This window comes from Enterococcus sp. AZ020, assembly GCF_050499205.1.
In the GTDB taxonomy this organism is placed as follows: Bacteria; Bacillota; Bacilli; order Lactobacillales; family Enterococcaceae; genus Enterococcus_L; species Enterococcus_L dunnyi.
In genome coordinates, this window is record NZ_JBIPAT010000001.1 from 3,289,580 (window position 1) to 3,311,425 (window position 21,846).

Consider the following 21,846-nt stretch of genomic DNA (forward strand, 5'->3'; position numbering starts at 1 on the left):
TTTTGTGTGTGAATAATATAAAAAGTCCATTCCGTGTGTGGGAATGGACTTTTGGCTCTTTGTCAACTAATGTTGGTAAAGAAAATCCAAAGAATGAAATCGATGAATATGAAACCTAGAGGAAATTTCCTCTAGGTTTTTTTGTTTTCTTGAAAAAGAATGGTGCCAAAACACAAAGAAATTCTCAATTTGAAATTGTAAAAGTTACGGAACCCGTAAGCATTTCTCTTCAACACTTTAATATGGTTATTTAAACCTTCTAATGGTCCATTAGAATAAGACAATTCTAGCGCATGTTTAATTTCATTTTGGTACTTCTTAAACGTACCAATAGTCTTTTGATAGTAGGGAGGAAGACGGCGGAAATCTTCGTCTAATAGTGCATGAAACCGATCAAAGTCTCTTGTCTGTATAGCATAAAGAAAGTCCTGATAACAGGTGTGGCCACTTTTCAACTCGTCATCATACGCAAGTAATCGATCAACGATCTCTGTTTCAGTTAAATAGGTGCGGAAAGAAGGACGCCAAAGGCGTTTTTCAAAATCAAGCTTCGATTGATTTTTTTGAAGAAGCTTCCAGTAGTTCTTCAAGTGTCGATATTTTTTCGCTTCTGTATTTCCCTGATGAAGAAAGGTGTTCATTCTCTGAATGCGGTGCTTTAAAAAGGTTCGACCGATGAGTTGGACAATATGAAAGCGATCAAGAATAATCTGAGCCATCGGGAATAACTTTTTGACGAGAGAAAAATAAGGAGCATACATATCGCAAACAATATACTTAACCGTTTTACGAACAGTCAAAGGAAATCGTGAAAAATAACGCTCTAGAAAAGGGAGCTGACGATTTTCAACAACATCAATTAACTGCTTGGTTTGCCCATCCATCATGATGAAACTCATCGAAGCCGTGACTTGTTTCACTGATTTGAATTCATCAAAACAAAGAACTTCCGGTAAGGTGAGTCGATTGATTTTTTTTGGCTCATAAAATCGTTTCAAGACACGGTAAACAGAGGAAACAGAGACCTTCTTTTGACGTGCAATTTGACTCATAGAAGTGACGTTTCGGAGGCGGTCAGCAATGGACAGCTTCACCTTCGATGAAATCGAACACCCTTTTTCAACAAGACTCGTTTCTGCAACAAATGTTCTGTCACAAGAATGACAGAAGAAACGACGTTTCTTCAAGCGTAAATACGTTTGATACTCCGAAACATCGTTGAGTAAAATCAAACAGCTTGTAAAGCCCCAACGGATAATTGCTTCCTTTTCTTCTTGATCACAGTGAGGACAAATATGCGCAGTATAATCGAGCGTACCAGAAAAGACCTGACAGATTCTTCCTTTGACCCGTTCTTTTTTTAAGCAGTTTTCGTTAAAAGTGATATTTAAGTCTAGAATATCTAAGGTATTTTTGATAAGATTTGTATAGGACATCTTGATTTCCTCCTTTTTGAATGGTTTTAGACGACTTCATTCTAAAGGATATCAGGGTGTCTTTTCTATTATTTTGCATTAAAAAAGATGCCAGTGATTTCTCACCAACATCAGAAAGTATAGAGCCAAAAAAGGGATGACGTCTACAGTTTTTTCTTTTATACTTAACGTATGAAAACGTTTTAAAGGGGAGTGGGAAAAATGATGACAAAACACCCAATGAATGGCAGAGATCAGTACATGATGATTTCCTTGGAAGAACTTGTCCCAACAGATCACTTGATTCGAAAAGTAGATAAAGCAATCGATTTTACCTTCATTTATCCAATTGTTGAATCAACTTATTCGACCTTAGGTCGACCAAGTATTGATCCTGTGGTTTTAGTCAAAATCGTCTTCATTCAATATCTCTTTGGTATCCGTTCCATGCGTCAAACCATAAAAGAAATAGACACGAATGTCGCTTATCGTTGGTTTTTAGGCTACGATTTCAATGAAACCATTCCACATTTCTCTACCTTTGGAAAAAACTATGTTCGCCGCTTTCGAGAGACCACACTCTTTGAAGATATCTTTGCCTACATACTGGAACAAGCTGTCAAAGCTCGGATGGTTACGGAAGATGTTCTCTATATGGATTCTACTCATATCAAAGCCAATGCAAACAAGCACCATTTTACTAGAGAAATGACCCATATTGAAGCTAAGGCCTATCAATCAGAATTAGAGAAAGAAATTAACGAGGAACGCATCAAGGCAGGAAAGCGTCCTTTTATTTTCCTGCCAGAAAGTGAGCTGAAAGAACGAAAAATAAGTAAAGTAGACCCAGAGAGCGGATATTATGTAAAAGGAGAACGAGAGAAACAATTTGCTTATTCTGCTCATACTGGTTGTGATGAACATGGATTCATTTTTGATGTCATTGTGACTCCTGGTAACCGTCATGATAGTCAAATTGCTCCTGATTTAGTTGCCTCTATCTGTACTAAATTTCCAGCGATATACGCTGTGGCTGCTGATGCTGGGTATAAAACTGCCACTTTTATAGAATTTCTCCGTCGGAGAAATCTTCACCCTGTTCTTCCTTATACACGACCTAGAGGTGATCGAACGTTACTAGCCAAAAATCAATTTGTCTATGACGAATACTACGATTGTTACCTGTGCCCTGAAAATCACCCCTTACATTTTTCTACACTTACTCGAGAGGGATACCGTGAATATAAGTCAAAATCTTACATTTGTCAGAACTGTCCGCAATTGAAGCAGTGCACAAGAAGTCAAAATCATCAAAAAGTAGTGACTCGTCATATTTGGCAAGCTGGGTTGGAAAATGCAGAACATCTTCGTCATACGTCCTTTAATCGAGAGACATACCGCAAACGAAAAGAAACTATTGAAAGAGTGTTTGCCGATGCAAAAGAGAAGCACGGGATGCGCTGGACAAAATACCGAACCTTGGAAAAAGTCGCAGTGCATACGAGGCTGATTTTTGCTGCAATGAACTTAAAGAAATTAGCCTTGTGGGGCTAGAAAAAGGCGAATGCCTTTATTTTTTTACTTTGATTTTGATACTAAGATAAAAAATACGCTCAACACTCTATTTTCTGAATGTTGAACGTATTTGTCTACAGTCTGAAGCCTGAACTAAAACTAGTTTTAGTTCAGGCTTTTTTCTGATTTATATTTTGGCACTGTATTTCTTTTGACTAACCTGACGTGAATTTCACGTTCAGGAAGCTGCGTTTTATTTAATTGATTATATAAATAAATAAAAGAATTCTCAGCCTGATGATTGATAGAATAATCGACCGTCGTAATATGCATTAAATCACTGATTTCACTGTTATCAAATCCAATAACTGCTACGTCTTCTGGGATAGAATAGCCTAATGTTTGCAATCTTGAAATAAATCCCGCGGCTACGAAGTCAGTATAAAAAGCCATTGCAGTTGGTTTTTCCATCATTTCATGCCATAAATCAGCAATAGACTGCCCATTGTTGCTGTTGCTTTCTTCATGAAAGATCCAGTTTTTTCTAATAGGTAAATGCTTTTCCTCATGAAAATCATCGATCGCTTTTAAGCGAGCTTTGGTATTTAGATTTTTTACGTTTCCTAAAACATGGCCGATAGAACGATACCCTTGATCGAAAAGATACTCTAATGACTTATAATAGCCTTTATAATGATCAATATAAGAAGAATAGATCCGTTCAGAATCTATTCGGTGCCAGGTTGCGATAGGGCCATAAATGCTATAAGATTCTATGACATCCCATTCATTTGCTCTAGTTAAGATGAATACGCCGTCAAGCTGTTTGTACTTCATTTGATTGAGTGCTTCGATTTCTTTTTTCTTATCGCCATCAGTGAAATAGACAGTGACATAATAATTATAGGTTTTTGCAATTGAAATAAAGCTTTCTAAAAAGACACCCAAAGGACCAAAAGAACCATGAGCTAAAAAACCAATTGTTTTGGTTTCACCACTTTGAAGGTTTCGTGCAATTAGATTAGGAGAATATGCGAGCGTTTCCATTGCTTCCAATACTTTTTTTCTGCTTTCTTGACTGACATAGCCATTTCCGGAGATGACCCTTGAAACAGTTGATTTTGATACATTCGCTTGTTTTGCTACATCAATGATAGTCGTCATGTGTGTACACCTCATAGTTTAAATTGAGTAAGGAGAAAAATTGCCTCGACACTTACTAAATAAGTATACCATAAAAAAATTATAAAAAGTCCTTGACATGGGAACATTCCCACAGATTATCCTATAAATGTAAACGATGTCAGAACGTATTCTGAACAAAAAATCAGGAGGGAAACACATGACAAGAGATGCATTGAAAATCGCTACAATTGGTGGAGGATCTAGCTACACACCAGAGTTGATCGAAGGATATATCAAAAGAAAAGATGAATTACCGATCAAAGAAATTTGGTTAGTTGATATTGAAGCAGGAAAAGAAAAATTAGAAATCGTTGGCGAGATGGCAAAACGTATGGTCAAAGCGGCTGGCTTAGACTGGGAAGTTCATTTGACTTTGGATCGTCGTGAAGCCTTGAAAGATGCCGACTTTGTTTCTACACAATTCCGTGTAGGTTTATTGGATGCTCGTATCAAAGATGAGAGAATTCCTTTATCCCATGGTGTTTTAGGTCAAGAAACAAATGGAGCAGGCGGTATGTTTAAAGCATTCCGTACAATTCCAGTGATCTTAGGCATCATTGAAGATATGAAAGAACTATGTCCGAATGCTTGGTTGGTAAACTTTACAAATCCTGCTGGAATGGTCACGGAAGCTGCAATCAAACACGGCGGCTGGAAAAAGACAGTTGGATTATGTAATGTACCAATCGGTCACCGCAAACAGGCTGCTGAAAAATTAGGTGTTCCGGAAGAAGACTTATTCTTCAAGTTTGCAGGAATCAATCATTTCCACTGGCACCGTGTATGGGATAAAGAAGGAAATGAGCGAACTCAAGAATTGATCGATTTGATTTATGGTCCGCAAAATGAACAAGAAAGTCATCTGAAAAATATTTGGGATGCACCATTCCATTATGAACAATTAAAAGACTTAGGTATGCTGCCTTGTGGCTATCACCGTTATTACTACATCGAAGATGAGATGCTGAAACATTCAGTTGAAGAATTTGAAAAAGGTGAAACAAGAGCACAAGTCGTAAAAGAAACGGAAGCACGCTTGTTTGAATTATACAAAGATCCAAAACTAGATTACAAGCCAAAAGAATTAGAGCAACGTGGCGGAACACACTACAGTGATGCTGCTTGCGAAATGATTGCTTCGATCTATAACGATAAACGTACAGACATGGTCGTTTCAACAGAAAACAATGGTACAATTACTGATTTGCCATATGATTGTGTTGTAGAAGTTTCTGGTCCGGTAACTTCTCATGGACATGAACCATATAATTGGGGTGCTTTCCCGCCAGCAGCTAGAGGGATCATCCAAAATATGAAAGGAATGGAAGAAACAGTGATCCGTGCTGCAATCGATGGAGATTACGGAGCTGCTTTACATGCCTTTACAGTGAATCCATTAGTTCCTGGAGGCACAATGGCTAAAACACTCTTAGATGAGCTATTGATCGCACATAAAGATCATTTACCAAACTTCTCAGAATCGATCGCTAAAATCGAGAAAGAACAACCAGATACAGTTGCTTATGTGACTGAATTGATGAAAAGTAATTAATGACTTAAAAAAAACTCCGATGAAATAATCGGAGTTTTTTGCTTATATTTAAATCAAATAATTTTAGTTGTCATCGTGTTCTTCAAGAAAGAGCGAATGGGTTGCTCTGGTTCAACGCTAAATCGATAAGAACGGTAACGAAACAATTGGCTCAAGACTCCAAAAGAAATCATTTCAACGAAAAAGAAAATTTTCAAAGAATCAATGGAAAGGCTAATCAATGAAATAGCCAAAAATAATGTTATGAGTAGAGCGAATAATTGCTGGATTTGGTTTGTATTTGTGATGGTTACTTCTTTAGTATCCGATGTGACTTTGATTTTTTGAGAAAAACGAAAAAGACCTTCTCTAAACTCTAACGTATCTCCTTCATTAACTTCTAATTCAGTTGAAAAATTATTGAATAGTTTCCCTTGGTAAGCGCCATTTTTATACACAGAGAAATGACGAACACATCCCCACGTTGTTTGTCTTTTTAGTACAATTTTCATTCATATCACCTCTTGTAACTATTTTCCCATGATTCAAATAAAAAAGAATCAATCAAAAGACTGATTCTTTTTATCACTTTTATCGTTCTTAAGTCTTAGAAGTTAAATATCTTCTAAAGGAAGGTAGGTATACTCGGCTATTTCAGCCGCATGAGTTCCTGCCACATGTCCTGTAACAAAAGCTGCAGTCACATTATAACCGCCAGTGTATCCATTGATATCCAATAATTCCCCTGCAAAGAATAAGCCATTGATCAGTTTACTTTCCATTGTTTTAGGTTGGACCTCTTTTAAAGAAATTCCGCCTCCAGTAACAAAAGACTTTTCGATCGGCAAAGTTTTTTCTGCTGTTATTGAAAAAGACTTTAAGGTTTTTGTGAACTGTTCTAATTGTGTTTCAGAGACTTTTTTAGCTGTGGTGTCAGTCAGCTCAAGCTCTGTCAATAGATAATCCAAAAGACGCTCAGGAATCAGATTTTTCAACGCATTTTTAAAAGACTTTTCAGGTTGCTCCGAAATCATCGACTGGACGCTCTTATTTAATTCAGCTTGTGTATTTTCCGGGAAAATATCTAAGCGTAATGAGACAGCAGCTTCGGGATTTTTAGCTAATTCTTGATTGACAAAACTAGAACATCTCAAAGCTGCAGGACCAGAAATGCCAAAATGAGTAAAAAGAAGATCCATTTGGTGCGAAACAATGACTTTATTTTTTTGATTTAAGACAGAAAGCGAAACATCTTGTAAAGATAGACCTTGAAGTGTTTTTTTCTGAATAAATGAATCATTTGAGACAATAGGGGACTCAGTTGCATAAAGTGTGGTGATCGTGTGACCTACTTTTTTAGCTAGCTTGTATCCATCTCCAGTAGAACCAGTAGAAGGATACGTTCTTCCGCCGGTCGTTAGAATAACACAAGGCGCATATAGCTTTTGATCGGCTAACGCAACTCCGATCATTTGACCTTCTTTATGTAAAAGTTTTTCAACCTTTGCTTCTGTATAAATAGTGACCTCAAGTTGTTGTAGCTGATTAAAAAGAGTTTCTACAATCGTTTTTGAACGGTCAGTGACAGGGAACATTCTTCCGTGATCTTCCTCTTTTAAATGAGTACCGTTTGATTCGAAGAACGCCATAATATCATAGTTATTGAATTGAGAGAAAGCACTGTACAAAAATTTCCCATTTCCAGGAATGTGGGAAATGATTTCTTCTGCTGGTCGATTATTGGTCACATTACACCGTCCGCCGCCAGTCATCAATAATTTTTTTCCGACACGTTTATTTTTTTCTAGTAATAAGACTTTACTACCTGCTTGAGCTGCGGCGATTGCAGCCATCATACCGCTAGTGCCGGCACCAACGACAATAACATCAAAAAGTTTCATATATTTGCCTCCAATTCAATGGTAGTTTAACACAATTTTCAACTTTTTTCTCACTTTCTTGCAATTTACAGTAAAAAATTGTGGAAATTTTCTGAATTTAGGTTAAAATAGGATTATAACTATGAGAGGGTGATTAAATGGAAGCAAAACAGTATGTGGAAGAGATTCAAAAGAAGATTCATGAAAATGATCGAGGACAAGTAGAATACTTGCAAGCAGTCGATGAATTTTTACCAACGGTAGAGGTATTTCTAAAAGAAAACCCAGCATTCATTGAAGCCAATATTTTAGGGGTCTTGATCGAGCCAGAAAGAATTTTACAATTCAGAGTACCGTGGCAAGATGATCAAGGCAACTGGAAAGTCAACCGTGGTTATCGTGTGCAGTATAATTCTGCGATTGGTCCATATAAAGGTGGCTTGCGTTTTCACCCTAGTGTAAATTTGAGTGTGATGAAATTTTTAGCATTTGAACAAATTTTTAAAAATAGCTTAACTGGATTACCGATCGGCGGCGGTAAAGGTGGCAGTGATTTTGATCCTAAAGGAAAATCAGATGCCGAGGTCATGCGTTTTTGTCAAAGCTTTATGACGGAGTTACAAAAACATATCGGTCCAAGTACAGATGTGCCTGCAGGAGATATCGGTGTTGGAGCAAGAGAGATCGGCTACTTATATGGACAATACAAACGTTTGAGAAATTATGACGCGGGTGTTTTGACTGGGAAGCCATTAGGTTATTGGGGTAGTCAGGCTAGAACGGAAGCTACAGGTTACGGCTGTGTCTATTTTGTGAAACATCTATTGAACGATGCAAATGATTCTTTCCAAGGGAAAAAAGTTGTTGTTTCCGGTAGTGGAAATGTATCGATCTATGCGATGGAAAAAGCTAAAGAACTTGGTGCGACAGTTCTCACTTGTTCTGATTCAACTGGCTTTGTCTACGATCCAAATGGCATCGATGTGGAACTTGTCAAAGAATTGAAAGAAAAAAATCGTGAACGAATTTCTAAATATGTCGACACACATAAAGAGGCAGTCTATTATGATGGTCAATCTGTGTGGGATTTTGATGTGGCGTATGATATTGCTTTACCATGTGCAACACAAAACGAAATCAATGTAGAGCAAGCAAAACGCTTAGTTAAAAATGGCGGTAAAGTTGTAGCAGAAGGGGCAAATATGCCTTGTACGCTAGAAGCTGTGGATGTTTTAGCTGAAGCTGGTGTCTTATACTGCCCTGGTAAAGCAGCAAATGCTGGTGGTGTAGCAGTTTCTGCACTTGAAATGAGCCAAAACTCTGAGCGCTTATCTTGGTCATTCGAAAAAGTGGACAGCATGTTGGATGCTATCATGAAAAATATTTATGAGACTTGTCGTGACACTGCAGCAAAATATGATGCTAAAGATAACTTTGTTTTAGGTGCAAATATTGCAGGTTTTGAAAAAGTTGCAACGGCTATGCTGAGTCAAGGTTTAGTCTAAGAAAAAATCTAAACGTTAACGAGAGTGATGAAAGAACGATCGAATGCTTGGTCATGGTCGTTCTTTTTTCTTGCAATGAAGGCATTATGTTACGAGATAATTTCGTTATTTTAAATGAATTAACATAAAATTGGTACAGACGGTCATAATTTGCTTGAAAAATACAGGAAAAGAACGTAAAGTAGTTAATGTAGTAAGTTTAAATTCAAGGAGGAGAAGGAATGTCACACATTCAATTTGATTATTCCAATTTGACACCATTTATCGCTGATCATGAATTGGAATACATGCAGACACAAGTGACTGCAGTAGACAAAGCATTACGAGAAGGAACTGGAGCAGGCAGTGATTTTACTGGCTGGATCGATTTACCAGAAAATTATGATAAAGAAGAATTTGCCCGTATCAAAAAAGCAGCTGAAAAAATCCAGTCTGATTCTGAGGTTTTAGTTGTTATTGGGATCGGTGGTTCTTATTTAGGTGCTAGAGCAGCAATTGAATTTTTACATCATTCATTTAACAACTTATTACCAGCAGATGAAAGAAAAGCACCACAAATTTTCTTCGCTGGAAATAGCATCAGCTCAACTTATCTAGCAGATTTGATCAATGTTATTGGTGATCGTGACTTCTCAGTAAACGTGATCTCAAAATCTGGTACAACGACAGAACCTGCTATTGCGTTTAGAGTATTCAAAGAATTACTAGTTAAAAAATATGGTAAAGAAGAAGCAAACAAGCGTATCTACGCAACAACTGACCGCGCGAAAGGTGCTGTAAAAGTTGAAGCGGATGCTGAAGGTTGGGAAACATTTGTAATTCCTGATGATGTTGGCGGACGTTTTACTGTATTGACACCAGTAGGCTTGTTACCGATCGCTGTTAGCGGAGCGGATATCGATAGTTTGATGAATGGGGCAAATGATGCTCGTAAAGAATACGCATCAACGACAGATTTAAGCAAAAATGAAGCATATCAATATGCGGCATTAAGAAATATCTTATACCGTAAAGGTAAAACAACAGAAATGCTGATCAACTACGAACCAGGAATGCACTATTTCTCAGAATGGTGGAAACAATTATTCGGTGAATCAGAAGGAAAAGATCAAAAAGGTATTTTCCCAGCTGCAGCTGACTTTTCTACTGACTTGCATTCAATGGGTCAATATGTACAAGATGGTATGCGTAACTTATTTGAGACAGTCGTTAAAGTTGAAACACCGCGTCATGTTGTTTCAATTCCTGAATTAGAAGAGGATTTAGATGGACTTGGCTACTTGCAAGGTAAAGAAATCGACTTTGTAAATACAAAAGCGTTCCAAGGAACGTTGCTTGCTCACACAGATGGCGGCGTGCCAAATATGGTAGTAAAAATTCCTGCAATGGATGCTTATTCATTAGGTTATGTAATGTACTTCTTTGAAATCGCTGTTGGGATTTCAGGATACTTGAATGGCGTAAATCCATTTGACCAAGAAGGTGTGGAAGCTTACAAGAAAAATATGTTTGCTTTACTTGGTAAACCAGGCTTTGAAGAATTAGCGAAAGAATTGAACGCTCGCTTGTAGGACGCTGTTTACAGCGCTCTAATAATAGTAAAAAGAATGCCACCAAAACAGATGCTAAAATCGCTTTGGTGGCATTTTTTTAAGCTTTGGTTTTCATATAACTATCTAATTTATCCATAGCACTCTGTTTCACTTCTGCTGTTATATGAGCGTAGATGAGGGTGGCAGTTAGATTTTTATGTCCTAATATTCCCTAAAATTTGAGTATTGCCCGTCTCCAGTTTTCCGTTTTTCAAAAGATACTCAGCTTCAAATCGCTGATTCTTTCGCTTTTGTATAAAAAAAGCAACCTATTAAGACTGCTTTTCCTTTTTGTATTTTGTTAGGAGAAAAGAAACGATTGTGTAAATAGTTAAGGTTATCAAAGATACCTCACTTATTTTGATAAACAGATGCCCTAAATCGTAATTAATAGAAAATTGTTTTTGAAGATTAATCTTCTCATCCAATGTTAAAGTATCTGGATCTTGCATAGGGAGAAAATTTAAAGTTAGGATAACTCCTATTAGCCAAATTAGAAGAAGAACAAAATACAAGCTTTGTATTATTTTTTTTCTATTAATCACAGTAATAAACTCCTATCTTGACATAGTCCTCACAATTTCAATTTTATAAGGTTTGATGGCACCTAATGTTTGGACAAATACACAATAATTATTTCCGAAACCTACACCAAAATTATTACTATATCCATTAACTTCCCACTTAAAGTCAAATATATCAGTAACTTTCACCGTAGTAAAGTAGTTACCATTTGCTTGTCTTTTATATGATACGGTATAAGATACTCCTCTCAATGCAGTCATAAGATGTCCACTAGGGAAAGTATGTGTACCTGAAAACGATCCTGAAGCTCGTCCACCTCTGAACGCTTCAGCTTTTAAACGACTGTAATATGCAGTCATAAGACTTTCACTGTCTACCATTCTTGCCCAAGTATCGTCTTTATTCTAATAAGTTGCTGGAGTGTAATTAGTACCAATTTTGTCTAACGGTACAATCGCGCGTCTCATATAGTTTGCAGTTTGCCAGTGTCCCATACGATCAACAACAGCGATGCCTGCTTTATAAGCTGCAATTGCTGTTGGATATGGTGTAATAACTCTTTTTTGTGAAAGGTTGGAAGACTCAATCACGTCTTCTAGTTTTTCATCTTGTGTAGAATCAAAATTATCTAACTCGGATAGCGCAGAATTCAAAAAGGAATTAAAATCTTCCGCAGAATCATTTTCGGAAGCTACCTCATAATACATGTCAATTGTACTTTCAATATAGTCCTTATTTGCAGGTTCAGAAGCTGAAAGTTCTGCAATTAAGTTACTATTTTCCTCATTGATTTCAAATTTTTCTTGGGCTTCAACAGTTGTACTAAAACCAAGACCTAACAGTAACAAAGTAACCCCTAGTAATTTTTCCATAATATTCCTCCTTTTTGAAGTGATGAAAGTATACTATATAATTCTATTAGAATCAAATTTATTTTTTGTTGGTGGATTTTATGTGATGTGTAAAAAGGCGGTTGAAATTGTTCCTTTAACGTGTGTATCTTGAAAGATAATAAAAATCCCGACCGATTGAATAGACATACGAAGTAGGAATTTTTTTGTATATCTAAAAGGGTGGCATATTTTGATAAAAGTGGCATAAAAAGATTTTTATGGTGAAAGTAGATAATAGAAATGCCTATAAGTAGCCAATTATGGCTACTGTGATAGTTCTAATAAAGAATAACTTACAAGAAAAAAATGTTTGCGCTACTTGGTAATCCAGGCTTTAAAGAATTAGCGAAAGAATTGAACGATCGCTTATAATTTTGATTATTATTCAGTTGAAAAAGGAACGCTCATGAGTTGAGCGTTCCTTTTTCTAAGTATAAATAAATTAGTTAACTGGAAAATCAGCTTTTCCATATTCTGTTCCTAATATGTCTTGTGCGATTAAAGTAACAGGTGTCTCAGTATCAGTCAATTCATAACCCATTGCACTTGCTACAGTTCCGCCAGGTTTGATTTCTGCCATTTGAGACTCTAAAAATTGAGCATCTGGTAAAGGTGAAACATTTAACTTGTTCACTTTATTTGGATCATTATCTTGAACAGCTTTGAAACTCATGATCCATGCCATATTTGGATTGATCTCAGCTTCATCTTTGTAATCAGGTGAAACTAAAGTATCAAACCAAAAAGCTAGTACTGGTTTTTCCCCATATTCATTGCCAGGTTCACCCGGTTGAATCACTTTGTTGCTTGTGATTTTGATAGTGTATGAATTGCCTTTAAGTGTTGTACCATCAAAAGTTGAGTCTGCAGCTGAAGAAACGAAATCGCCCGTTGTTTCAGTCTTTTCCTCTTTTTTTGTAGTTGAGCTGGTTTCACTGGCTTTTGACTCTTTGCTTCCAGAATCAGTTGATCCGCAGCCCATAAGTGCAAATAAAAGTATACCACCCATAAACATAATACTTGTTTTTTTCATTTTCGAATTCCTCACTTTGTGATATAATATTTTTGCTAAGAGAAATTCTGTTTGGTTGCTCCGTTATGTGTCAGCATAACAGAGCTTTTTTTATTGATCGATTTTTAGCTAGTTGTTATTTATATTCATCATCTTTGGGATAAGGCAGGACGTGAAGATAGTCATCGTCTTCTACGGGGGCATCTACATTATCTACCTCGTGTTGTGAATAGGTGTTTTGCTGAAAGTCGTGTTGTGTTTCTTTTGGAAGGTCACTAGTATTCATTGTTGAATGAAGAGTGTCTGTCTGCTCTGGATTATGTTGAGCTAGACGAGCCTTGGCTTCTTTTTCAGCTTTGATTTGATTGTCGTGTTTATTCGTTTGACCTTTTCCACTTGTAAAAGTTAAATAAATGATCAATAAAATCATGATGATCGTTGCTATGATCAAAGCAATAAACATACCGAATGAGATAAACATATTGATTCAACCTCCTTTATCCATTATTGACAAGTACTAGTGTATCAAATGTTAACGCTATCGTCATCTGTTTCTAGCGAACAATTGCGTTTTTCTTAAGAAGGATTAATATAATTTGCATAAAAAGGAAAGAATTGTGTAGGAATTTGCTCCTTTGTGGTAAACTATAGAAAGCAAGTTTTTGGAGGAATGAAATTGAAATCAAAAGAGCTATTACATACAGTATTATATTTTGCAGCTTTTGCGCTGATCCTATTTTTATTAAGACAATTTGTCTTCACCCCGGTGGTTGTCAAAGGGCATTCGATGGACCCGACATTAGCTGATGGTGAACGAGTGATCGCGCTGAAAAATACTGAGATCAAACGGTATGACATTGTGACATTTCCAGCGCCGGATGAACCTAAAAAAAGCTATATCAAGCGAGTGATCGGACTTCCAGGAGATTCTATCGAGTATAAAGACGATGTGTTATATATCAATGGTAAAGAAACAAAAGAGCCTTACTTGGATGAATTTAAAGGTGAACTGACAGATGGAATGCCATTTACCTTTGATTTTACCTTGAAAGAAGTCACAGGTAAGGACAAAGTTCCAGCGGGCGAATATTTCGTGATGGGAGACAATCGAAGAAATTCTAAAGATGGAAGAATGATCGGTTTCATCAACGAAAAGGATATTTCTGGTGATGTTAAATTTGTGTTATGGCCGTTCAGTCGTTTTGGAACTCTTTCAAAAGTTGAGCAGTAGATACGTTGCACTTACTAAAAAAACAGAAAGCTCTCTTTTAATTAAGAGGCTTTTTTTGTTAGATATTGTCTATGATAGTCATAAAGATTATGTGCTACACTATAAAAAGAATCAACAGCTAAAAAGGATGTGACAAAATGAGTCTGCAATTTGTACGTGGAACAGCTGATATGGATTTGGAAGAAGAATTGATACAAGCTTCATTGGACTGGCTTTCAAAGGACAAAAGAAATGAAGTTTTTTATCTAGTACCCAATCATATGAAATTTGAACAAGAAATCAATACATTGAAACGAATTCAAACACTCAAAAACCAATCGAATGATTCGATTGCGACAATGCGTCTACAAGTGTTCAGTTTTTACCGCTTAGCTTGGTATTATCTTCAAAATACACAATATTATAGCTCAGAAGTGTTGTCAGAAGCTGGAGCGGCTATGGTGTTTAGGAAGATATTGTCTGAAAGTGAAGAAGAACTGAGTGTTTTTCGTGGAGAAATCAACAAAGCTGGCTTTATTCAACAGTTATTTGAACTCTATCAAGAGATGAAAGAGGGGAATATTGAAATCCAGCAACTCTCTGATTTTCTAAAAGAAACTAAACTAGGCGGGAAAGAACAGGATCTACAATTAAAGATTCAAGATATTCAATTGATCTTTTCACGATTTGAGGAGACTATGAGTCATTATGGCATCAAGTCAGCTGAGATCATCAATTATTTGGCGGAATATCTGGAAACGAAAGAGCTTAAACATGTTTTGTTTGTGATCACAGGGTATCATCATTTTTCTGCGAGAGAATTAAAACTGATCGAGGTTTTATTGCGACAAAGTGGAGAAGTAAAGATATCTATGGTCGTCGATAAAAAATATGCCGTAGAAATACCGTCATCAATGGATTTATTTTATGAAACGGGAACGACGTATCAGCAGCTATATCAATTGGCTAGAAAATCAAATATCGCTGTTTTGCCAGATATCGTCGAACATGATAAGCCATTGATCACAGAAGTAGATCTTCAAGCTCTTGGCGATTACTGGATCGATTCGCAAGAGAAAACAATCAAGAAAAGTAAAACAAGTATCAAAAATGACCATCTACAGATATGGCAGGCAGAAACGCCAAAAGAAGAAATCGATCATATTGCTAAAGAAATTAGAAGATTAGTTGTGGAAGAAGGCTATCGTTATAAAGATATTCAAGTATTGACTCGTGATCTGGATAGCTATGAGACACTTCTTGAACCACTTTTTTCACTCAACGATATTCCAATTTATTTGGATCGAGATATGGCGATGGAGCAGCATCCGTTGGTTGAATTTATTCAATCCTTATTCGCAATAAATGCTTATCGCTACAGATATCGTGATGTTTTACGATTCTTGCGAACAGAATTATTCTTTCCTATTGAAGATGAGATTTCCAGTGAAGAATGGCAACAACAACGAGATGAATGGCGCAGGAAAATCGATGTGACTGAGAATGTTGTGCTTGCTTATGGTTATGAAGGGTATCATTGGGAACAAAATAAAGACTGGCGTTTTATCCGTTACGATTTTGAATCAGATCAACAAGATGATACTGAACAAATTGAACAGGATTCAAATGTCGTTCGTAAAATGATCCAGCAAACCATTCCTGCTTTTTTTAAAGCCATTCAAAAAGCAAAAACAGGGATTGAAGCTGCAGATTGCTTTTATCGTTTTTTAGTGCACAGCGGCGTTGAAAAGCAATTGATCATGTGGCGAAATCAAGCAGTTGCTAATGGAGAGCTTGAAGCAGCTAGAAACCATGAACAAACTTGGGAAGCTTTGATGACTTTGATGGATGAATACGTGACGATCTATGGTGGAGATTCGTTTGACCTATCCACATTTGAAACGATTTTTTCAAGCGGTCTAGAAGGATTACGTTATAATAAGGTACCTACAGCTATTGACCAAGTTCAGGTAAGAGCCATTGATTTAGCGCGTCCAGGTCAAGCAAAAGTTGTTTTTGTTATTGGCTTGACTGATCAAGTCTTACCGCAAAAAATCGAAAATAAAACATTGCTTTCAGATGAAGAACGACAATTTATGAGTGAACGTCTTGGTGAAGGTCAATATTTGCTAAACGATACAAGAAAAAGTATCGCTAAAGAGCCATTTATTGCTTATATCATGCTTAGTTCGGCTAGAGAACGTTTATATCTAACATATCCTAGTGTAAAAGATACAGTCAAAGACGTTAAAATGTCTCCTTATTTATTGAATATCCAAAAAGATTTAAATCTGTCTATCATAGAAAAGAGAGCATTGCTGATTTCAGATGATGAGCAGGAAAGCTTAGCGCATATTGGGACTTATCGGACATTGATCAGTGATTTAACCAATCTAAAACGGCAGAAAAAGGAAACGCAAGCACCTTATTTAACATTTTGGGATCGTTTAGAAAAAGTGTTGATGAAAAAAGAGCAAAGTCTGTTGGCGCAGCATGTCTTTGAAAGTTTAGCCCACAAAAATGTTCCTGAAAATCTACAGGAACAGCTGGCGCAAAATTTATATAGTAAGCAGATCTATACTTCTGTTTCGAGAATGGAAAGCTTTTACCGTTGTCAGTATCAATATTTCTCTCGCTTTGGTTTAGGCTTAAAGGAACGGGACGTATTTGGACTATCTCCAGCAGCTACAGGTGATTTTTTCCATGAAGCACTTGATCAGTTTTTCAAATTATTGATCATGGAAAAGAAACAATTGACTGATTTGACAGACAAGGAAGTCAACGAGTTTACAGAGAAAATTTTGAATTCTGTTTTTGGCGAAATCAAATTTTCGATTTTAGATTCTTCAAGCCGAATGAATTATATTCGCTATCAGCTCGGTCAAACGATCAAAAAAGTCAGCTGGGCATTGAAGCGTCAAAGTGAACGGAGTGGAATGAGCACAGTCCAAACAGAAATTTTATTTGGGCAGCTAGCAAGTCAAAAAGGTATCAAGGGACTAGAACTACCTCTTAAAAATGGCGGAAATATCAGTGTACGCGGGAAAATCGACCGATTGGATCAATTAGTTACACCAGATGCTCTTTATTTAGGTGTTGTAGATTATAAATCCAGTCATAAAAAGTTCAACATCACAGAAGCGTATTATGGATTAGCTATGCAGATGCTGACGTATCTAGACGTTGCGTTGATGGATGCGGTAAGCTTGGTAGGTCAAACGGCTAAGCCGGCGGGATCTTTGTATCTTCATGTCCATAACCCGATTCTTCCATACGAGGTTGAAGATAAAAAAGAGCAGCAACTACTGAAGAAATTTCAATTTGATGGTTTATTACTAAATGATCCGGTTCTATTAGAAAATTTAGATAAAAGTTTGGAACCAAAAAAGAGTTCTTTACTTTATCCGATCGAAGAATCCGCTAAAGAGCTGATCAAACCTGGCCGTCGTCAGGAAGATAAATTTGTAACGGAACCTGAGTTAGATGCATTATTGACCCATAACCGCAGTAAATTTATCGAGGCTGGAAATAAGATCACAAGTGGTGAAATCGAATTGAACCCTGCCTATCAAGGCAAAGAAAGAATTGCTTGTAAATTCTGTCCATTTAGAAGCGTCTGTAATTTTGATGTGATGCTAAAAGAAAATAACTACAACCGAATTGAAACATTATCCAAAAAAGAAGTAATGGAACGATTGATACTTGATGAACAGGAAGGAGGACGAAGTGATGAGTAAGGAGATTCCTTTACGTCCAGAGAATGAACTTTTTACGGACAATCAGTGGCAAGCAGTATTTGACGGGGATGAAAACATTTTGGTTTCTGCATCTGCGGGTTCTGGAAAAACGACCGTCCTTGTTCGCCGTGTGATCGAAAAACTAAAAAGTGGGACCGATATTGATCGATTACTGATCGTTACTTATACTGAAGCTGCCGCAAAAGAAATGAAAGAACGAATTCAAGTTGCCTTGCAAAAAGCAATTACCAATGAAAGTGATGCTGAAAAGAAACAACATTTTATTCGTCAATTGACATTGCTTCCTACCGCTAATATCAGTACGTTACATGCGTTTTGTTTGACGGTGATTCGTCGGTTTTACTATTTGATCGATATGGATCCTGTGTTTCGACTGTTAACGGATGAAACAGAAATGCTTTTGTTGAAAGAAGATGTTTGGGATGAGTTAAGAGAAACATTTTATGCAGAAAACCGCGAACCCTTCTACCAATTGACAGGGAATTTTTCTAACGATCGAAGCGACGAAGGGCTAACACGTTTGGTATTTTCACTTTATGAATTTGCTAAAGCAAATCCTGATCCTAAACAATGGCTTACTCATTTGGCGGATAGCTATCGAGCAGATGGTAAACTGGGAGATTCGATCTTATTCCAAGAGTTTATAAAGCCCCAAGTGATGGAAACTTTAATGCGCTGTGTGGAACGTTATGAGGAAATGATACAGTTGACTGAAGGGGAAGAAAAACTTGAAAAAATCGCTGTACTTGCTCGAAATGAAAAGGAGTTTGTAGAGACATTCAGCAGTCTGTTAGCAGACGATGATCTAGAAGCTGGTTTTGAAGTTTCAAAAACAGTGACGTTTGAACGATATCCAACAGTCAGAGTTGAGGAATTAAAAGAAATTGCCAGTCAAGCAAAGGGATTACGTGAGCAAAACAAAAAAGCGATCACTACAGTTATTGACGATTTGTTTACTTTATCTCCGCAGAAAATGAAAGAGGTCATGGCTCAGGCCTTCCCTGTTGTTGAGGAAATGGCACGAGTCGGTCAAGCTTTTATCGAGGCGTATGGTAGACAAAAATTAGCCAAAGGCTTGGTTGATTTTAACGATCTGGAACATTTTACCTTAGCTATTTTGGCAAAAAAAGATGCGGATGGCTGGCATGCCACAGAAGCATCCACTTATTATCGGGATAAATTTGATGAAGTACTCGTCGATGAATATCAAGATATCAACCGGCTGCAGGAAACGATTCTTTACTGGCTGAGACGACCAGATGCTTCAGAGGGGAATTTATTCATGGTGGGTGACGTGAAGCAGTCGATCTATTCCTTTCGTTTAGCAGATCCTACGTTGTTCATTGAGAAGTATAACCAATATGGACAAAATAAAGACGGAAAAAGAATTGTTTTAGCAGAAAACTTCCGTTCGAGAAAGAATGTACTAGACTTTACGAACTTAGTTTTTGAACAGCTGATGGATGAACGAGTTGGCCAAATTGCCTATGATGAAGCAGCGCGATTGGTTCATGGTTTTGATCAATTTGAAGAAGCTGAAAATTATGATACAGAACTATTGATTTATGAAAAAAAAGCTGCTAAAACTGAAGAAGTGTCAATAATAGATGAGAGCCAGCTGGTTTTAGAAGACAAAACAGAGGGCGAACTGCACATGACTGCTTTGAAAATCAGAGAATTAGTGGATCAAAAATTCATGATCTATGATAAAGCAAATAAAACCAATCGCCCTGTAACATACAAAGATATTGTGCTGCTGACGCCGACGAAGAAAAATAATTTGACGATCTTAGAGATTTTTAAAACAGCAGGAATTCCAATTCAAGTGAATGATGCACAGAATTATTTTCAAGCAACAGAAGTACAAACGATGGTTTCTCTTCTACAGATCATTGATAATCCATATCAAGACATCCCACTCGCTGCAGTATTACGTTCGCCGATTGTTGGTTTGAGGGAAAATGATTTAGTCGAAATTCGTCTAGCTGCGAAAAAAAGTATGTATTATGATGCTTTTTTAGCATTCAACCAAAAAGTAGAGTTGACCAAAGAGCAACAGGAAATACAACTGAAAACAATGGAATTTGCAGAAAAATTGACAAAATGGCGGGAAATGGCAAGACGTAATCAACTAGCTTCTTTGATTTGGATGATCTATCAAGATACTGCTTATTTAGATTATGTTGGCGGACTGCCTGCTGGCAAACAGCGTCAAGCAAATTTGTATGCGCTGGTCGATCGTGCTGCGGCATATGAACAAACAAGTTTTCGCGGGTTATTTCAATTTGTACGATTTATTGAAAAAATGCAGGAGAAGGACAAAGATTTAGCTGAACCTGTCATTTTGAGTGAGGAAAATGCTGTTCGTGTCATGACGATCCATGCTAGTAAAGGGCTTGAGTTTCCGATCGTCTTTATTTTAGATATGACTAAAGAATTCAATTTAGGAGATTTAAATGAACGGTATATCTTTGATGATCGGTTAGGTGTAGGAATTCGTTATCTTGATCAGACAGAGCGGATGCTGTATGATACATTGCCGTTTTTAGCAATCAAGCAAGCAAAATTGAAAAAATTATTATCAGAAGAAATGCGTAAGCTTTATGTTGCATTGACCCGAGCTGAGCAAAAACTTTATTTGGTCGGTTCTTACAATGATCAGGCTGCACTTTGGAAAGAATGGCTGAAAGTCGGGGATGTTACAACAAAAGTGCTGCCTAGTGAAAATCGTCTTCAGGGAAAAAGCAGCTTGATGAATTGGGTAGGGATGAGTCTGATCCGTCATCAAAGCATGGCGAAGTTTCAAACCGAATTTGTGACCGAAAAAGTAGCGGGAATCACAACACATACGGCTGATTTTACTCTTTCATTTATGACTGAAAAAGAGATTCAAGAACAATTTGCTGCTCTTCAATTTACCAATACAGCTGTCGAGAACGCTCAAATAGATCAAACCGTTGATCCAAATAGGATAAAGCAAGCTCTTCTTCGGTTGGATTATCATTACCCATACCAATTATCAACAAAAACGACCAATTATCAATCTGTTTCGGAAATCAAGCGTGTTTTTGAAGATCCTGATAATAAAGAAATCGCAAAAATCGAAGTAAGCGATAAAAACACCTTTCAGCCGACCCCATTGATCGTTCATCGAATGACTGAGGGAGAGCTAGGAAAACCGAGATTTATTGAAAAAATCCAGCGGGCTACTTCAATGGAAATCGGTACGGCAACACACTATTTATTGCAGCTTTTAGACTTGAAGCAACAACCGACAAAAGAAACAATTGAACGACTAAAGAATGAACTTGTGAAAACAAAAATCATTCAGGAAAATGTAGCAAGGGAAATCAATATTGAACAAATCCTGGCGTTTTATCAGACGAGTTTAGGAAAGCAATTGTTAGCTGAGCCTGAAAACGTCGTTCGTGAACAACCATTTTCTATGTTGTTAAAAGCAGAAGAGCTGATCAAGGATTATCCACGAGAAACAGAAGATGATCTTTTGATTCACGGGATGATCGATGGGTATATCGAACAAGAAGAGTCCTGTATTTTATACGATTATAAAACGGATTATGTAAAAGATCATAAAAATCCCGCTGAAGTGTCAAAAATCATTCAACGCTATAAAGGACAATTGAATCTTTATAAAAAAGCATTGGTAGAAGCAACGAATAAACCAGTAAGACAAGTGCTTCTGGTCTTGCTGTCTGCCGGGATCATCATTGATCTAGACAAAGAAGAAATAATTGAAGAAATCAATAAGAATTGAAGCAGATGTACTTACAAATTGTAAGTTGTGTGCTATACTCAGTTCACGAG

15 protein-coding genes and 1 pseudogene are annotated in these 21,846 nt (G+C 37.0%); 7 read left to right on the forward strand and 9 right to left on the reverse strand.

The window, feature by feature from the left end; genetic code table 11:
* Window positions 1-131 precede the first annotated feature (131 nt).
* Window positions 132-1,436, reverse strand: coding sequence for an ISL3 family transposase (locus tag IGI58_RS15770; protein WP_429952441.1), 1,305 nt, complete (start codon window positions 1,434-1,436; stop codon window positions 132-134).
* A 201-nt stretch (window positions 1,437-1,637) separates the two neighbouring features.
* Here IGI58_RS15770 and IGI58_RS15775 point away from each other — a divergent pair.
* Window positions 1,638-3,054: pseudogene (locus IGI58_RS15775) on the forward strand (IS1182 family transposase).
* Between the two features lie 41 nt (window positions 3,055-3,095).
* Here the strand turns inward: IGI58_RS15775 and IGI58_RS15780 are convergent.
* A complete protein-coding gene (locus tag IGI58_RS15780; RefSeq protein WP_429952633.1) occupies window positions 3,096-4,094 on the reverse strand; it encodes a LacI family DNA-binding transcriptional regulator in 999 nt (332 codons plus the stop codon).
* A 178-nt stretch (window positions 4,095-4,272) separates the two neighbouring features.
* Here IGI58_RS15780 and IGI58_RS15785 point away from each other — a divergent pair, with 178 nt between their 5' ends.
* Window positions 4,273-5,667 (forward strand): 6-phospho-beta-glucosidase, encoded by a 1,395-nt coding sequence (locus IGI58_RS15785; protein ID WP_087640178.1) that lies wholly within the window; start codon window positions 4,273-4,275, stop codon window positions 5,665-5,667.
* Window positions 5,668-5,720: 53 nt separating this feature from the next.
* Here IGI58_RS15785 and IGI58_RS15790 read toward each other — a convergent pair whose 3' ends face one another.
* Together IGI58_RS15790 and IGI58_RS15795 are read right to left on the reverse strand one after the other, a co-directional pair.
* Entirely contained in the window at window positions 5,721-6,158 is a 438-nt protein-coding gene (locus IGI58_RS15790; RefSeq protein ID WP_429952632.1) for a hypothetical protein, read from the reverse strand.
* Window positions 6,159-6,260: 102 nt separating this feature from the next.
* Window positions 6,261-7,547: an NAD(P)/FAD-dependent oxidoreductase gene (locus IGI58_RS15795; protein WP_429952631.1), complete on the reverse strand. Its 1,287-nt coding sequence runs from the start codon at window positions 7,545-7,547 to the stop codon at window positions 6,261-6,263.
* Window positions 7,548-7,684: 137 nt separating this feature from the next.
* Here IGI58_RS15795 and gdhA point away from each other — a divergent pair, with 137 nt between their 5' ends.
* Together gdhA and IGI58_RS15805 are read left to right on the forward strand one after the other, a co-directional pair.
* The gene (gene gdhA / locus IGI58_RS15800) at window positions 7,685-9,031 is read left to right on the forward strand and encodes an NADP-specific glutamate dehydrogenase (protein ID WP_429952630.1); all 1,347 of its coding nucleotides are present in this window, start codon (window positions 7,685-7,687) and stop codon (window positions 9,029-9,031) included.
* 221 nt (window positions 9,032-9,252) lie between these two features.
* A complete protein-coding gene (locus IGI58_RS15805) occupies window positions 9,253-10,602 on the forward strand; it encodes a glucose-6-phosphate isomerase (RefSeq protein ID WP_429952629.1) in 1,350 nt (449 codons plus the stop codon).
* A 293-nt stretch (window positions 10,603-10,895) separates the two neighbouring features.
* Here IGI58_RS15805 and IGI58_RS15810 read toward each other — a convergent pair whose 3' ends face one another.
* The 5 genes from IGI58_RS15810 to IGI58_RS15830 form a co-directional block, all read right to left on the reverse strand.
* A complete protein-coding gene (locus tag IGI58_RS15810; protein WP_429956338.1) occupies window positions 10,896-11,168 on the reverse strand; it encodes a hypothetical protein in 273 nt (90 codons plus the stop codon).
* A 12-nt stretch (window positions 11,169-11,180) separates the two neighbouring features.
* A complete protein-coding gene (locus IGI58_RS15815) occupies window positions 11,181-11,507 on the reverse strand; it encodes a hypothetical protein (protein WP_429952628.1) in 327 nt (108 codons plus the stop codon).
* A 45-nt stretch (window positions 11,508-11,552) separates the two neighbouring features.
* Complete coding sequence (locus IGI58_RS15820; RefSeq protein WP_429952627.1) at window positions 11,553-12,020, reverse strand: hypothetical protein; 468 nt, start codon at window positions 12,018-12,020, stop codon at window positions 11,553-11,555.
* Between the two features lie 463 nt (window positions 12,021-12,483).
* Window positions 12,484-13,074, reverse strand: a complete 591-nt coding sequence (locus IGI58_RS15825) for a DUF5067 domain-containing protein (protein ID WP_087640172.1) — start codon at window positions 13,072-13,074, stop codon at window positions 12,484-12,486.
* 115 nt (window positions 13,075-13,189) lie between these two features.
* A complete protein-coding gene (locus IGI58_RS15830) occupies window positions 13,190-13,534 on the reverse strand; it encodes a hypothetical protein (protein ID WP_429952626.1) in 345 nt (114 codons plus the stop codon).
* 189 nt (window positions 13,535-13,723) lie between these two features.
* On the opposite strand from IGI58_RS15830, the gene lepB reads away from it, so the two are divergent.
* From lepB to addA, 3 genes are all read left to right on the forward strand, one after another.
* Window positions 13,724-14,284, forward strand: coding sequence for a signal peptidase I (gene lepB, locus IGI58_RS15835; protein ID WP_429952625.1), 561 nt, complete (start codon window positions 13,724-13,726; stop codon window positions 14,282-14,284).
* A 137-nt stretch (window positions 14,285-14,421) separates the two neighbouring features.
* Window positions 14,422-18,000: a PD-(D/E)XK nuclease family protein gene (locus IGI58_RS15840; RefSeq protein ID WP_429952624.1), complete on the forward strand. Its 3,579-nt coding sequence runs from the start codon at window positions 14,422-14,424 to the stop codon at window positions 17,998-18,000.
* Entirely contained in the window at window positions 17,993-21,796 is a 3,804-nt protein-coding gene (gene addA / locus IGI58_RS15845; protein ID WP_429952623.1) for a helicase-exonuclease AddAB subunit AddA, read from the forward strand. The genes IGI58_RS15840 and addA overlap by 8 nt, the downstream gene beginning before the upstream one ends.
* Window positions 21,797-21,846 lie beyond the last annotated feature (50 nt).

What these genes read in the sequence shown, in the direction of transcription:
- IGI58_RS15770 (WP_429952441.1), bottom strand. Translation starts at nt 1,436, where the DNA reads ATGTCCTATACAAATCTTATCAAAAATACCTTAGATATTCTAGACTTA.
- IGI58_RS15780 (WP_429952633.1), bottom strand. Translation starts at nt 4,094, where the DNA reads ATGACGACTATCATTGATGTAGCAAAACAAGCGAATGTATCAAAATCA.
- IGI58_RS15785 (WP_087640178.1), top strand. Translation starts at nt 4,273, where the DNA reads ATGACAAGAGATGCATTGAAAATCGCTACAATTGGTGGAGGATCTAGC.
- IGI58_RS15790 (WP_429952632.1), bottom strand. Translation starts at nt 6,158, where the DNA reads ATGAAAATTGTACTAAAAAGACAAACAACGTGGGGATGTGTTCGTCAT.
- IGI58_RS15795 (WP_429952631.1), bottom strand. Translation starts at nt 7,547, where the DNA reads ATGAAACTTTTTGATGTTATTGTCGTTGGTGCCGGCACTAGCGGTATG.
- gdhA (WP_429952630.1), top strand. Translation starts at nt 7,685, where the DNA reads ATGGAAGCAAAACAGTATGTGGAAGAGATTCAAAAGAAGATTCATGAA.
- IGI58_RS15805 (WP_429952629.1), top strand. Translation starts at nt 9,253, where the DNA reads ATGTCACACATTCAATTTGATTATTCCAATTTGACACCATTTATCGCT.
- IGI58_RS15815 (WP_429952628.1), bottom strand. Translation starts at nt 11,507, where the DNA reads ATGACTGCATATTACAGTCGTTTAAAAGCTGAAGCGTTCAGAGGTGGA.
- IGI58_RS15820 (WP_429952627.1), bottom strand. Translation starts at nt 12,020, where the DNA reads ATGGAAAAATTACTAGGGGTTACTTTGTTACTGTTAGGTCTTGGTTTT.
- IGI58_RS15825 (WP_087640172.1), bottom strand. Translation starts at nt 13,074, where the DNA reads ATGAAAAAAACAAGTATTATGTTTATGGGTGGTATACTTTTATTTGCA.
- IGI58_RS15830 (WP_429952626.1), bottom strand. Translation starts at nt 13,534, where the DNA reads ATGTTTATCTCATTCGGTATGTTTATTGCTTTGATCATAGCAACGATC.
- lepB (WP_429952625.1), top strand. Translation starts at nt 13,724, where the DNA reads ATGAAATTGAAATCAAAAGAGCTATTACATACAGTATTATATTTTGCA.
- IGI58_RS15840 (WP_429952624.1), top strand. Translation starts at nt 14,422, where the DNA reads ATGAGTCTGCAATTTGTACGTGGAACAGCTGATATGGATTTGGAAGAA.
- addA (WP_429952623.1), top strand. Translation starts at nt 17,993, where the DNA reads ATGAGTAAGGAGATTCCTTTACGTCCAGAGAATGAACTTTTTACGGAC.